General features: G+C 65.8%; 11 protein-coding genes and 1 pseudogene. 4 read left to right on the forward strand and 8 right to left on the reverse strand.

All coding sequences use genetic code 11. The annotated features are described in order from the left end of the window. Window positions 1-901 precede the first annotated feature (901 nt). Window positions 902-1,711 (forward strand): SpdA protein, encoded by an 810-nt coding sequence (locus ACFWI8_RS11885; protein WP_387088986.1) that lies wholly within the window; start codon window positions 902-904, stop codon window positions 1,709-1,711. A 427-nt stretch (window positions 1,712-2,138) separates the two neighbouring features. Here the strand turns inward: ACFWI8_RS11885 and ACFWI8_RS11890 are convergent, their stop codons facing one another. The 8 genes and pseudogenes from ACFWI8_RS11890 to ACFWI8_RS11925 form a co-directional block, all read right to left on the reverse strand. Beyond that, window positions 2,139-2,474: a hypothetical protein gene (locus tag ACFWI8_RS11890; RefSeq protein ID WP_387088989.1), complete on the reverse strand. Its 336-nt coding sequence runs from the start codon at window positions 2,472-2,474 to the stop codon at window positions 2,139-2,141. Between the two features lie 130 nt (window positions 2,475-2,604). After that, the gene (locus tag ACFWI8_RS11895) at window positions 2,605-2,805 is read right to left on the reverse strand and encodes a hypothetical protein (RefSeq protein ID WP_387088991.1); all 201 of its coding nucleotides are present in this window, start codon (window positions 2,803-2,805) and stop codon (window positions 2,605-2,607) included. Window positions 2,806-2,979: 174 nt separating this feature from the next. Continuing rightward, complete coding sequence (locus ACFWI8_RS11900) at window positions 2,980-3,363, reverse strand: hypothetical protein (RefSeq protein ID WP_387088994.1); 384 nt, start codon at window positions 3,361-3,363, stop codon at window positions 2,980-2,982. A 206-nt stretch (window positions 3,364-3,569) separates the two neighbouring features. Then, the gene (locus ACFWI8_RS11905) at window positions 3,570-3,845 is read right to left on the reverse strand and encodes a hypothetical protein (RefSeq protein WP_387088996.1); all 276 of its coding nucleotides are present in this window, start codon (window positions 3,843-3,845) and stop codon (window positions 3,570-3,572) included. Window positions 3,846-3,983: 138 nt separating this feature from the next. Beyond that, a complete protein-coding gene (locus tag ACFWI8_RS11910) occupies window positions 3,984-4,403 on the reverse strand; it encodes a hypothetical protein (RefSeq protein ID WP_387088999.1) in 420 nt (139 codons plus the stop codon). Continuing rightward, entirely contained in the window at window positions 4,400-4,810 is a 411-nt protein-coding gene (locus ACFWI8_RS11915; protein WP_387089002.1) for a DUF6221 family protein, read from the reverse strand. Before ACFWI8_RS11915 ends, ACFWI8_RS11910 begins: the two co-directional genes overlap by 4 nt. Before the next feature lie 86 nt (window positions 4,811-4,896). Next, window positions 4,897-5,331, reverse strand: a complete 435-nt coding sequence (locus ACFWI8_RS11920) for a hypothetical protein (protein ID WP_387089005.1) — start codon at window positions 5,329-5,331, stop codon at window positions 4,897-4,899. A gap of 585 nt (window positions 5,332-5,916) precedes the next feature. Next, a pseudogene (locus ACFWI8_RS11925) lies at window positions 5,917-6,093 on the reverse strand (DUF4357 domain-containing protein); the annotation flags it as partial. Window positions 6,094-6,308: 215 nt separating this feature from the next. Here ACFWI8_RS11925 and ACFWI8_RS11930 point away from each other — a divergent pair. The 3 genes from ACFWI8_RS11930 (at window position 6,309) to ACFWI8_RS11940 (ending at window position 13,808) form a co-directional block, all read left to right on the forward strand. Continuing rightward, window positions 6,309-10,916, forward strand: coding sequence for a tetratricopeptide repeat protein (locus tag ACFWI8_RS11930; protein WP_387089008.1), 4,608 nt, complete (start codon window positions 6,309-6,311; stop codon window positions 10,914-10,916). An 824-nt stretch (window positions 10,917-11,740) separates the two neighbouring features. Then, window positions 11,741-11,896: a hypothetical protein gene (locus ACFWI8_RS11935; protein WP_387089011.1), complete on the forward strand. Its 156-nt coding sequence runs from the start codon at window positions 11,741-11,743 to the stop codon at window positions 11,894-11,896. Between the two features lie 64 nt (window positions 11,897-11,960). Further along, window positions 11,961-13,808 (forward strand): SIR2 family protein, encoded by a 1,848-nt coding sequence (locus ACFWI8_RS11940; RefSeq protein WP_387089014.1) that lies wholly within the window; start codon window positions 11,961-11,963, stop codon window positions 13,806-13,808. Window positions 13,809-13,823: the final 15 nt, after the last annotated feature.

Below are 13,823 nucleotides of genomic sequence, written 5' to 3' on the forward strand. Positions count from 1 at the left end.
CCTTCATGGCTCTGTCGGTAGGCGTCGTCCGTGGCTCCGACGAGGGCGCCGTCGAGGAACTGCCGCTGACGGGTCCTGCGGGGCGGCTCGCGCGGATCCGGTGCACACGGCGGCGGGTTCCGTGGTGCCCGAGGCCGACATGGTGCGTCGGTGATGTCACCTTCGGGGGCCTTCGGACGACGAACGGCGCGGGGCAGCCGTGGTCGGTCGAGCCGCGGCGTCGTCGTTCCCTGCACCGAGGTGACGACAGGGGAGCCACCTGGAGCAGAGGCTCCTCTTGTGTTCGATATATCGAACATCATTCGAAAATCGGAGTGAAGCTAGTGCCGGGCCGACCCACCGTCAAGAGGGCACGAGTGCTCGCGGCACCCGGTCTCACGAAGACCGTCACGCCGCGAGCGGAAACGACTCCCGGCCCCGCGAGATCAACGCCCGCGCGGGGCCCCGAGAGCCCTTGGAAACAGAAGAACCCCAGCTCAGCTGGGGTTTCTGGTGGTGTCCGAGGACCGACACGACCACTACGCCCACGCCCTGAGCAGGCAGACGCGGTTTGCCTTGGGGTGATAGTGATGAGTGACGGAAGGCGCGTCCTCGGACGGATGTGGGGAGGGCTCGGGCAGGCGGCCGTGTGCAACGTTGCCCTGGCCGGTGATGAGGGGCCGCTGCGCCCAAGAGTTGACGGCTCGTCGGGGCCGTGCAGGGTGGTGCCTTTGGCGGGGCTCTACGCATGCGGTCGCGCAGCTGACCAGCGGGTTATCGCTGGTCGTCTCGTGATCGAGGGGCGGTCTACCTCCTTTCCTCGGAATGGGGGGCGGTGATGGTTGGGCCCTCTGCGCCGAGTCGGGGTTCGTCGACTGGCCAGGCGGTGGTGGCGCGGTCTGTAACGGTAATTATGGCGTCGGTGATCGGGCTGACGTTTCTGTTTGGGTTCGGGAACGTGTTGGCGCTGGGCCTACGGCTGGGTGTGCCGGCGTATGTCGCTCCGCTGGTCGCCCCAGCCGTGGACTTGTCCGTCCTTGGCCTCCTGTTGGGCGTGCGCTACCTCGCGCTGAACGGCGCCCCGCGTGAGCACATGCGTCCGGCGCGTCGCCTGTTGGTACTCGCCAGCGTGATGACGCTGGCGTTGAACGTCACCGAGCCGCTGCTGGCCGGCCATTATGGGCGCGCCGCCTTCGACGCGGTCGGACCGCTGCTCCTGATCGGCTGGGCGGAAGTTGGGCCGGGTTTGCTGCAGGCCATCAGTAGCACGGGTAGCGCGTCGGAGACGAGCGACGAAGAAGTCGGCTCGCGGGAAGAGCCAGGCATGGTTCGAAGGACTGGTCGGGGCAATGAGCCTGTCGGCGCCTCCCATCGCCGGGGCGGGAGCCACCGGGAGGTCGTCCCTGTGCCGGATCGTCGGCCGGTACCTACGTCCCGCAGGCGATCGACCAGGAAGCAGGCATCGCCGGTCGATCAGGAACTCCTGCGGCGCGCCCGTTCTGAAGATGCGCATCATCGGCGCGAGCACCAGCGGCCGATCTCTGCCGAGACGCTCCGGAAACGGCTCCACGTCGGAGCGAGGACATCCCGGGCGCTGGTGGCCGCAATTCGCTCCGAGGCAGGGGCGGCAGAGCCCGCGTCGGACGCGAACCGGGCCCTCGGCGCTTGCCCTGCGGAAACGGACACGCGCAAGAGGGAACTCGTGGAACTCCCGGCGGGCCGCGAGCGGTAGGCGATGAGCTGACACGGGCGTATGTGACTGGCGACGGCCAACCGGAGCAGTGCTGCCCTTGGGATACGGGAACGGGACCACGGGTGCTGTCGGTATTGGGACGGCGGGGGACGTAGGGTTGGAGGTGCTCGTGGTCAGGCTCGTTGCTGGCTCGGGCTTGGTGAGGGTTGCGGTGTGCTCGTCCTAATCAGGACTTGGCATGGTTTGCGCGCCATCAGACTTAGATCGAAGATGCCGGAACCCAGGCGGCTAACGAGGCGTTGGGCGAGAGCGGTGAGGTGATCGGCGTCTAGGAGATCCATGACGGCGACTTCGCAGGCTCGCCACAGAGCCGGCCGCGCACCATGCTTGGCACCTCTGCCACTGGCCGGCGGCCCTCTGGCAGCGGTGCCGGGCCCCACCGGCAGGCCCTTGCGGGCGCCTTCGGCTATGGCAGGACCGGCCAGGCGACCTCAACCTGGTCCCGGCCGATGAGATCGTCGTCGACGCCGGACTCGTCGATGGCCACGCTGAGGTTGAGGAGGGTGTAGTTCTCCTCGGTCAGCCCGTCGCACTCGTCGGGCCGGCTGGTGTCGCCGGCCGGGCGTTCGCGGAGGGCGGGGAGGCAGCGCTCGGCGATATCGTCTTGGGTCTCGTGGATCGCGTTCCAGGTGAGCAGCGCGGCGATGGCGAGGACGGCGATGGCCAGGGCACCGCCGGTGAGTCTCTGCCACAGGGGCGGCGCGCCGAGGGTGCGGCGGGGTCTCTTCTGCTGGTCGGTCATGGCGGCATGGTGCCAGCGTGTGCAGGTGGTGTGTGCATAGTGTTGTTTAGTCGTGATGTGGGGTGTGCCGCCCGGGAGTTGGGGCTACCGGGCGGCACTGCCCTTGCCCACCACCTGCCGACGGGGTGGTCTATGAGGCGTCGCGAAGCTCGAAGCGGCGGTAGCGCCGCCAAGTGCGCCAGGCGATGACGGCGGCCGCTATCGCGATCGGCCCGGTGTACGCCGTGATGGCGAGCGAGAAAGTCATCGGCACGACCATGCACGTGACCATGACCGCCATCAGGCAGATGGCGCTGGCCAGATTGCTCATCAGAAACCAGAAGATGCGCACGTGGCCTCCTTCGGGTTGCCGGCATGCCGTCAGTGTGGCGCCGCGTTCCCGGGGCGTGGAGATATCTCGGGTGATCGTGGCCGAGTTGTGGCCCTGGCCCTGGGAGGGCTTGGCCGCGCCGGCCGGGCAGCAATAGCGGTGGGCGGGAGTGCGCCATACCGGCCGGCGCGGAGTTCAGGGTGCGAGTTCGTCCAGGTAGGTCTGGGCTGCCGCCCGATCTGCGGGGCTGACACAGTCGGGGTTCTGCTGCACGAGGTTGAGAGCCGAGATCGCGGCCGTGCGCGCCTGTTGGGCTTGACCCTCGGGGTCGCTCGAGGTCCGGCTCTGGGACCAGTGCAGCTGGCGTTCGGACTCGGTCATGAAGTCGGTGTAGGCCTGGTGGATCTCGTCGCAGGACTCTGCGCTGCTTTCGGGATCCGGTGCCGTGGCTCGGCCGGCGGCGAATGCGGCTGTAGCGAGGGCGGTCGCTGCGATGGCCGCTATCGCGCGGGCACGGAACTGCTGCCGTGCGGTGGGTGCGGGCGCGGGCGCGGCCTGCGATCTGGCGGGGTCCTCCACGAGCACATCCTGTCGCACGCGCTGCTGCTGTGTGGCCCGTTCCTTGGAACCAGGCTGGTGGCTACCCGCCCACGCGCGCCCACAGCCGGGGCGGGTAGCCGTGGGTGGCTCGATGCCGGAGCGAGAACGACGGAGCCACCCGGCTCGGCCACTGCACGGCCGCCATGGTGCCGTCGCGGGTCGGCCGGCCGTGCAGGGCTGTCCGGTTAGGCGGCGGTGGTGCAGGGCTTCCAGCCGGGTGGGCGGCCGCCGCGTGCTGACCGGTTGGCGCCGTGTTTCCAGGCGTCGCGCTCGGCGAGGGTGAGGGTGGGGAGGTGGTAGACGCGCCGGCCGGGGAGCGGCAGGTGCTCGACCTTGTTGCGGTGTGCCCAGAGCATGATCGCACCGGGGGTGACGCCGAACTGGGCTGCGGCCTGTTGGGGCGTGACGATGTGTTCGGGTCGGATCCGGTCGAGCGGGGGGTTGGGGCACTTCGGGGGCACGGCACCTCCCGGATATGGGTGAGGCCCCGGGAGCGAGTGGCTCGACCGGGGCCTCGTGGTTTTTGGGCAGGGGGTTCCTGTGGCTTCGGATGTTACAGCGCAGGGGGAAGCTTTGTCGATCTCCTGTCCGGAGCCCGGTCAGGGGCCAAGTTCGGCGCGGTTACGGCAGATCTCGGCGGCATTGATGCGCTCTCCCACACCGGGACCTGCGGTGAGTTCGTCGGCCAGGTCGATCTGCTCCTGCTCGAAGCAGTCCTCGGCGGGCTCCTCGTAGGTCACGCAGATCCAGACCACGACCGCCAGGAGCGCGACAACGACGGCGATCAGCATGGGGCGGCCACTCGACTTCGGTGGGGATTGCGCCGTGCTGGGAGGTGGCGCGATGACGGGCTTCGGCTTCGCGCGAGGAACGGCGGGCCCCTTCGCGAAGTCATGCCCGTAGGTGAGGAAGTGGCCCTCGGTGGCTTCCGGTAAGTCGAGAACGGGGCTGTTGCATGTCAGGCAGCGGAAGACACGGGGGTTCGCACTGTTCGGGCCGGTTCTCGGCGTGTCGGTCACGGCTTCCATTCCTGCCGGTAGTCGGGGTGGTAGGCCCAGACGGTGGCCAGTTGCCGGAAGATGTCGCCCAAGAAACTGCGCGTGATGTCACGCGCGAATCGGTTGAACGAATCAGGCAATGCGGGGCTTGTCTCGGGTGAGTCATACATATCGAGCAGCCGCCGCTTGGCCTCTATCTCCCGCAGGACGCGGGCCGGGTCGTGTCGGGCGACGTGCCGCATCTCCAGTTGGTTGAGGCTGCTCGTCGCGTCGAGGTGGTTGGTGCCGAGGTCGACGTGGGCTTCTCCGCCTATCTCGTTCTCGTGGTAGTCCCAGTTGGCTTGGGCCCAGGCTGCGCCGGTGGGCGCCTTCGCGATTTCCTCGTCTTCGTCTAGGCGGGCGCGCACGAACGCGATCAGGTCTTCCATGCCATACATCTTCTCGTGAAACGACCCGGCCCGCCCCAGCGTTGGGACGGGCTTGGCCGAGCATTGGTGACGTGCCGAGCACCGGCTCATGGCATCTCGAGATCGGGGTGGTCCCGGATATCGAGCTCCTCAAGGGGAACGCCGTGCCGCTCGGAGATCGCGAGCAGCCGCTCGGCCGAGGGCGTGAACACGTCGGCGGGGTTGAACGTGTCGAGGAAACGCCCGTCCTTGTCGTACACCCACTTCGTCGCCAGTAGGTTGTTGGTGTAGGTGGTGCTCTCCACGAGCTGGAAGCCGAACGGGCTGACGACCTTGGCAGCGCTGCGCTCGCTGGCCGCGATGAAGTCGGCGTCGGGGCGGTCGGCGCCGTTGTGGAAGTGAGCTTCCACGAAGTCGTCGCCGAGGTCTTCGGACGGTTCCGCGGCGATACCCGCCTCGGTGAGGGCGGCGACTGCTGCCTCCCGGTGATCCGCGGGGCCTTGGAGCCGGACTTCGACGGTGCCAGTTGGGTGCTCGCTCATGTCGCTCTCCCCTGCGATTGGTGCGCTTGGGGGGATTCTGCCGTAACGCACGGCAGGCCGCCCCGGTGTTGGGGCGCCCCGTGATGCGCCGTGGCGCGTCATCGTGATGCGGTGCGGCGCATCCCTGCGGCGGCCCGCCTGCCCGCTGTTGTTCATGTTGCTCGCTCAGGGGCCGTCGTTCTCAGCGGGCTTCGGGCGGTTCGCCGCAGACGGTGCAGACGCCGGGGCACAAGAGCCCTTCGCGATAGGTGTGAGCGAAGCTGCCGGGGCCGTCGTAATCACGTTGCGCGGCCCTCAGGCAGTCCCGGGCGCGCGAGCCCCTGCATCGGCCGCAGCAGTCGTGACCGGTGATGGTCGAGTTTACCTTCTTCTTGCACCCCATGTGGCCGCATGTGCGGTAGCCGCCGGGGTTGGCCCAACCGCCGATGAGGGGCCTTCCCCAGAAGTCGGAAGGCGGAGGATCGCCGCTGGATGTCTTCTCGCCTGGCGCCATCTGATGGATCGTCCCCTCTGCTCCGGAACCCGGCCGACCCTACGGGCAGTCGGGGTTCCAGAGGAGTGATTCCCGGAAGTCACGGGGGTGTGCTACTGCGGAATGCTGTCGAGCTTCTTACGGAGGTCGTCGAGGGTGTCGCCGCCCGGGACGTGCCACAGAGTCCATCCGTTGATCAAGTTCCCGGTCACCGCGGTGACCGCAGCCGAGGGGGACGGGAAGGGCTTGGGGTGTCCTTCGACGATGATCTGTCCGTCAGCCGTGACGGTGGCGCGCCCCTCCCTCGCGCACCGCTACCGCTTCGGCCTCATACGAGCCGGTCGAACGCGCGCTGTCCGGATCTTACCTGTGTGCACCAGCCCTTCCCCAGGTCCGCGCGAGAGACCTGAGTAGACGGGGACTGGCGCAGGTCAGCAGGGGGACGGCACACCACCGTCCGAAGCAAGGTGTCTCGTTGTCAGTGCCGTACTCCACAATGTTCGCCGTGACTGACTACGCCCTCACCAACCTTGGGCCGCACCGGTTCGAGGAACTGTCCCAGGCTTTGGCCCTTCGGGTGCTGGGGCCATCGGTGGAGATCTTCGGAGACGGCCCTGACGGTGGGCGCGAAGCCTCTTTTCATGGTCTAAGCAGCTTTCCTTCGCCTGATGATCCCTGGACTGGCTACGGGGTGTTGCAGGCCAAGTTCCGCAAGCGCCCGGAAGAACCCGCCAACAATGCAAATTGGTTGATCCGCCACATCACCGCCGAGCTGCGCGCGTGGGCCGACCCGGACTCAAATCGGGTCCGGAAGGGGCGCGTGCCGGATTACCTGCTGATCACCAGCAATGTCGTGCTCTCATCGGCCCCCGGCAGCGGGGGTATCGACAGGGTCAAGGCGGAACTGCAGGAACACGCGCGAGCACTCCGCCTTCCGCTGAAAGGACTGGAGATCTGGCACTTCGACAAGATCTGCCGGCTCCTGGACGATAGCAAGGACGTTCGTCACGCCAACGCCGACGCCATACTGTCCGGGGATGTACTTGGCCGTCTGTACGAGTTTGTAAGCCAGTTGGAGACGGCGCGCACTGCGCCCGTCCCTCACGCGGTCCCTGGCCTTCCCAGAGAGTTGCGTCCGCTGTATGGACGCGAGGCTGAAATCGCCGAAGGGCGGAGGTTGGTCGAGGAACGGGATGGTGAGGGCAGGTCGGCAGTCGTGCTGACCGGGCCGCCAGGCATTGGGAAGAGCGTCGTTGCTCTGCGTCTATCGCGGCTCGTGGCTGACGTCTACCCGGATGGGCTGTTCCATATCGACGTTGCCCTCTCTGCCGGCGAGGGAAACCATGCAGATTTGGTGCCGGCGCTCCTACACACACTGTGCCCCGATGGTGCGCCGCTGCCCGAAAGGCGTGCGCAACAACTGGCTCTGCTGCGCGCAACGCTCTCCCAAAGCAGAGTGTTACTGCTCATCGACGACGTCGTCTCGGAACAGGCGCTCCTCGACGTGCTTCGAATGGATGGGCCCTTCGCCCTGGTGTGTACAAGCCGCTCCAAGCTTAGCGGGCTCACCGGACTGGTTCACCTTATCGAGATCGACACGTTGCCCGCCCAGCACAGCGAGCAACTGGTGCGAGAGGTCGCTGGCCCTGATCGCCTGACGGAGGCGCAGACGACCTCCCTGGTCGAAGCCTGTGCCGGGCATCCGCTCGCGCTCCATGTCGCAGCCGCTTACTTGGCACGCCGCCCCAAGGCCAACTTTGACCGATTCCTTGATGACATCACCAGCCCTGACCGTGGGGTCAGGGCCCTCCGAGCCGGCCAGACCGCACTGGAGCCCGTGCTCGAGCGAAGCTTTGCCGCGCTCAGCCCTGAGCAGGCAGATCTCTTCACCACGCTTGGCATCTTGCCCCACATGTCCCTCACCACGGACGTCATCGCCTCTGCCACAGCGTCGCTGAGCGAGCTCGACGACGATCACGTCGACGAAGTAACGGACCTGTTGGACTCGCTGTTCGAACTCAGCCTCATCGAGCAAATCGACGACGACCGGTTCGTCCTCCACGAAATTCTGCATCGCTTCGCGCGACTTAAGTCTGCCTCCATCACAACAGAGCGACGGGAAGCCACTATCCGCCAGACATGCCTCATGCTGGCCATCCGGGCACGGTCCGCAACGGAGTCGATCGGCTTTGTAGATCAGGAAGCAACGGTACCTGCGCAGAGCAATGTGGTCGCCCTGCGCACCCTCAATGCAGATCGCCCAGGAGCCGTTGCCATGACCGAGATGGCCCAGCAATACCAAGTGTGGGAGCCGCTCGTCCTGCTTGTATCGGACCTGACGGATTCACTGTGGCACGGGAGTCATTGGAGCGATCTGGAACGCGTCTACAAGTGCGTGCTTGAAGCGGGTACCCAGTCCAAGAAACCCGAGTGGATGGCGACGGCTCTGCATAACTTGGCAATGGTTGCCAGCCATCTAGGCGACAGCCAGCGCGCGGTTGACCTATATCAGCGCAGCGCCGAAACAGCACATGAGGCCAGCAATCCGCACCAGATGTATTCGGCGCAGTTGGCCCTGGGATCACTGCTCATCAACCTCGGGCGAGCCCGTGACGCAATCCCATTTCTGCGCAGCGGATTGCAGTTCTGGCGAATCGTCGAGGACCACCAAGCGCTAGCCCAAGCTCTGGGGAACTTGGGTCAGGCGCACATGGCCATCGGCCGCCTCCGTCGGGCTGAGCAATACCTTCGTAACAGCCAGACCTTGTCCCAGGCGGGCAGTCGTGCTGACCTGTCGAACCGCGGGGTAATCGCCGCACTGCTGCGCCGAACGGGCCGCATGGCTGAGGCTGCGCGGGAGGCTTTGCAGGACATCGAGCGAGCTCGTGCTGTCGGGAGCCGGGAGTGGGAAGCCAAGGCGCTGATGGAGCTCGCGGAAACACCTGTCGAGGAACGGCCGGACTCAGCTCCGGCCCAACCTCTGGAGGCCGCACTAGCCATCTACCGCGACACAGACGACGTCCAAGGCCAGATTCGGGCGCTTTTTCGACTCGGCGACCGGGCTGCAGATAAAGCAGACATCCACCGGGCAGCCGAACTCCTGGGCGAATGCGCCAACCTCGCCCATCAGATCGGCGACTATGAGCACGCCACGCGCTCACTCGTCTACCTAGCTTCCTACCATGGAGGTATCGGACATCTCGACAAAGCGGAGACGTACTTCGCGGACGCACTGGACACGGCTCGGCATCTGCGAAATCCCGGCGTACTCGCCAGGACTCTGCAGAAGAGAGCCGAGTACCTCTGGCACCTGGGTCAAATCGGCGAAGCCGTCAGCCATCTAACCGAAGCGGCTCGCCACCTGGAGGCCACCGAGGAGAAACGGGCCATGGCCCAGATCAAGACAGCTCTAGGGGAAGCTCTCATCGTTGCGGGACGATGGCAAGAAGGCGCCAAGACCCTGCAGTCTGTCGTCTCCGAAGTGTCCGACCATGCCTCCCCTGCCACCAAGTCCCGGGCCTACCGCGCACTGGCCATGCTCTACTCACGTCGGGGCCTCCACCGGGAAGCCATGTCCACGATCACCAAGGCGCTCGATCAGTGCGAACGAGCCGGCGACACATCGGGAATTCTTCAGTGCCGGATGACTCTGGGTAACGTGCAGGCCCGGAACGAGGAGTGGTCCGAGGCACTCGACCAGTACAACAAAGCTGCCGAGCTCGCTGGAGAGCAGAAGGACCTCCATGTACTTCTCACTGCCCGGAGCCAGGCCGCGCTTTGCCAGCTCCGCATCGGTGAGGAGGTGCAGGGGGTTGCCGCGATGACCAAGCTCATTCCTCTGTCAGAGCTGTTGGGGATGCAGTCAGCTAAGGCGGCCCTACATTCCAACATCGGTGCCCATCACGCCCGATCCGGTGCCTACGAGAATGCGGCCAGGGAATTTCGCACGGCCCTGCGCCTCATCGAACAGCTCGATGACAAACCGATGCGCGCCAACTGTCTACTCAACCTGGCTCGTGCCGACCGCGAGCTTGGCGACGTTGACAGCTCCCGGGCGCATGCACGCGAAGCCTTCGTCCTTCACCACGATCTCGACAACTGGTTGGAGGCAGGCGAGGCGCTACTCCTCCTGGGGTTGCTGCAATCGGAGGCAGCACCGGACGCCGGTGTGCCGACATTCAACGACCTGCTGGGTGATGGGCAGCGAGTCGACGAACGCGTCATGGAGGCCCTCCGTGCCCGAGCTTACCAGTCTGTGGGGGACTCCGTCGTCAAAACCGATCCGGAGAGCGGTAGTTCGACCGCCGTCGCCGGCATGCGAAAGATCAATGTCTCGGACGCCGTGCTGGAGGAACTGGATGGAGTTGACCTTAAGCCACTCATTATCCGTCTTGGGAACTCACGGCAGACGTGCGCAGCCTGCAATCTCTTGATCGATGAGACCGGAGAAGCGGAATTGCTTTTCCTGCAGCACCCACAGATGGACCACATGCTACTGCGTCTGGCGCACCCTCACTGCATCCTCTCCGGGGTGATCCAGCTGAAAGGCGCAGCGCCCAAGCAGCCAGAAGAGAGTACCGAGATTGAGTGCATCCTGTTCGGCCAGGACAGAGCCGGGATCATCGCCGACTGCTACGGCGGATTGGGCTCATTCGACGACGGCAGGCAAGTCGAAGACCTCATCCTCAAAGCCTACCTTGAGGTAGGGTTCACCAATCTGCAAAGCATGCTCAAGCTCAAAGATGGTCAGCTATTGGACTTCCGCAACATTCCACGCATCGACGGCGGCGGCGTCGAGGCACGACTCGAAGGCAACAAGCTCTCGATCACTTGCCCCCAGGGAATTCTCCTGCCTCCTGGGCCGCTCAACTTCTACCCCCACTGGTATCGGAAGGCTTTTGACGGGTCATTGATCGTCGTGATCGGCAGGAACCTGCAGGGAATGACAGCCGAGGATCCCTCTTACCTCCTACGCGCCATGGCCTTGGGCCAAGCAGTCGGCGCCACCGTGCCGCTAACCGTGGTGCGACCCCGCAGGAACAGCCCTTGCCCCTGCATGATGCGCTCGGGACGCAAATTTAAGCACTGCTGCGGGAGCAGTAGCGCGCGCTGACTCAGCTGGGTGCCCGGCGGGAAATCCACACGAGGTGCCCGACCGCAGGTCAGCCCGCCGTGGGTGGGGAACCAAGGAGAGCAGGTCCGGGGAGACCCTGAGCATGGGGTGGGGAGAATCAACGAGCCTCATCACCAGCAGACCGCGCCGGCCTGGTATCGGCATGCCTGATGCGAATCCAGAGCCTTGTGGACGTTCTCAACGTCTCCGTCTGTTGGTGGGTGAGCTCGTTTGCCAGGATGACAGGTCAGATGATCTTTCGGCGGTATGGGTGATTCCGCTCGTGCGGTGGCATGGCGGGGCGTGTCGACTGCCAGGTTCAGAGCGGAGAGCGTTCCTGGACGGGTGGTGGTGTCGTGGTGGTTGGGGAGCCGAGTGCCGACCGGTCTGGTTCAGGGGTGGGGGAGGGGCCGCTGTCCGGATGGGTACGTCGCCGCGGCGCAGACCTGGTGGACCGGCAGGTTGCGACTGGTGGTCTTCGGTTCGCGTTCTACGGTCGGGTGTCGACGGAGGATCATCAAGATCCGGAGACTTCGCGGGCCTGGCAGTTGCTTCGGGCTGAGGGGATCACGTCGGGGCATGGGCGGATCGTGACGGAGTTCTTCGATGTGGGCCATAGCCGGGTGGCGCCGTGGGCCAGGCGGCCGGAGGCCGGAGCCTTGGTGGGGGCGTTGTCGGATCCTGACCGGCAGTTTGATGCGGTGGTGATCGGGTCGACCGAGATACTCCTCCGCCAGCTCCGCCGCCTCGCTACGTCCGTACGCCTCTGATGTACTCGACACACCACACCAACGACCGCCACGCCGGCCAGGTTCTTGTCGGCGGTGAGCTTGACGCGCCTGGTCCTGGTGTTCGACAGGAACACCCCGAGCTTCACCTCGGTGCCGTCCGGGAGCGTCTCCACGTGGGTCCGGGAGACCGTCACCGAGCCCAACGGCTGTGGTGCCCCCGAGCTCATTATTCGTCAGAGTGACGATTAGTGGGCTATGGTGGTGATGCCCCCATCCACGGGGGGTGAGTCACCGATCCAAGGAGGCGTTCGGGGTGGGAACGGAAGAGGGCACGCTGGGCGGCGTGGACAGCCCGGCCATGGTGCCGGCCGGGCAACTGATCGAGCCGTTGATGGCGCTGGCGCTCAACGTTCGTGAGAGCCCGGGCGTGTACGCGCTGCTGCTGGGCTCCGGGATCTCGATCGCATCGGGTGTGAAGACCGGGTGGGGCGTTGTCGAGGACCTGGTCGGGAAAGTAGCCGCAGTACGCGACCCCGACAATCCCGACGCCCGCGCCGAGGCCATGGCCGATCCCGCGAAGTGGTGGGAGTCCAACTGCGACGAGCCCCTGGGCTACTCCCGGCTGCTGGCTGCCGTGGCACCGAAGCCGGCTTCACGCCAGGCCTTGCTCGCAGGGTACTTCGAGCCCGAGGACGGCGACGACGATGCCGGCAAAGCCCCGACCGCAGCGCACCGGGCCATCGCGCAGCTGGTCAAGCGAGGCAGCATCCGCGTCATCTTGACGACCAACTTCGACCGGCTGATGGAGCGCGCGCTGCAAGAGGTCGGCATCTCACCCCAGGTGGTGCACCGGCCGGAGGCGATCGATTCCATGAAGCCGCTCGCGCACAGCCAGGTCACCGTGATCAAGCTGCACGGTGACTACGCCGACCTGGATCAGCGCAACACCGTCGACGAGCTGGAGTCGTATCCCCAGGCACAGCACGCTTTCCTGGAGCGGGTGCTGGACGAGTACGGACTGATCGTGTGCGGCTGGTCCGCGGACTGGGACACGGCCCTCGTCCGCGCCGTCGAAGGCACCCGAGCACGCCGCTATCCGATGTTCTGGTCCACCTACGGCCAGCTCGGTCTCGCCGCTCGCCGGCTGACAGCCCAGCACGACGCAGTCGTCATCAAGGGACTGAGCGCGGATGAGCTCTTCACAGACCTCACGCGGCGGGTCGACGCGCTGGACCACCTGTCGGCCGCTCCCATCACCCGGGACGTGGCCGTCGTCCAGCTCAAACGGGCTCTGCCCGACCCGGTACGTCGCATCGAACTATCCGACCTCATCGACAAGGCCGTCGGACAGATCGTCGACGGCAGCACTTCAGAACGTCATCCCATGACTGCCACGCCCATCACCTGGGCCGACGTCTTCGCGGACAGTGTGCGACGCTACCGGGCCGACAGCGACGTCCTGCTGCACCTCCTGGCCAACGGTGTCTTCTACGACACCGGCACCCACGACCAACTGTGGCACCGTGCCGTCGGACGTCTGGTACGCATGCGTGACACCAGGCCAAGCCCGTACAACGAGTACCTGGAGAAGTTGCGTCACCTGCCGGCGCTCCTGGCGACATGGACGATCGGAGTCGCGGCGGTCCTGGGCCACCGCGAAGAGCTGCTGGCCAGCGTCCTCGCCCGCCCTGAGTGGGCAGATCCTTCCTCCGGACACCCGCGTCAGAAGCCCGCCTGGTACCTCAACCCCATCGTGGTCCTCGAGACCGATGGCCTCAGCAGCACGTACCGCACCGATGATGGAAGAAAGTGGCATTACCCTCAGAGCCACTGGCTCAAGGATCAGCTTCGTGAGCCCTTCCGTCTTGTCGAACCCAGTGACATCGCCTTCCGCGAGGCCTGCTCCAGGTTCGAGTTCCTGGCCTCCATGATCGCTATGGACACAGACAACGAGTTCCTCGCCCACCCCTGGGCGGGCGAATTCCTCTTGGACCCGACCTGGGGCTACAACGACGCCGGTCTTGCCAGCACCATCAGCCAGGAACTCAGCGACTCATGGCCGCTCCTGCGAGCTGGCGCCTTCGGAGGAAACCTCGCACGAGCTCAGGCCGCCCATGCCGCGCTCGCTGGCTGGAGGGCCCAGTACGCGAGAAAGTGGTGATCAGGACCGTCGCCA

The sequence above is a fragment of the Streptomyces sp. NPDC127098 genome, assembly GCF_042722465.1.
Taxonomy (GTDB): Bacteria; Actinomycetota; Actinomycetes; order Streptomycetales; family Streptomycetaceae; genus Streptomyces; species Streptomyces millisiae.

What these genes read in the sequence shown, in the direction of transcription:
- ACFWI8_RS11890 (WP_387088989.1), bottom strand. Translation starts at nt 2,474, where the DNA reads ATGACCGACCAGCAGAAGAGACCCCGCCGCACCCTCGGCGCGCCGCCC.
- ACFWI8_RS11915 (WP_387089002.1), bottom strand. Translation starts at nt 4,810, where the DNA reads ATGGAAGACCTGATCGCGTTCGTGCGCGCCCGCCTAGACGAAGACGAG.
- ACFWI8_RS11920 (WP_387089005.1), bottom strand. Translation starts at nt 5,331, where the DNA reads ATGAGCGAGCACCCAACTGGCACCGTCGAAGTCCGGCTCCAAGGCCCC.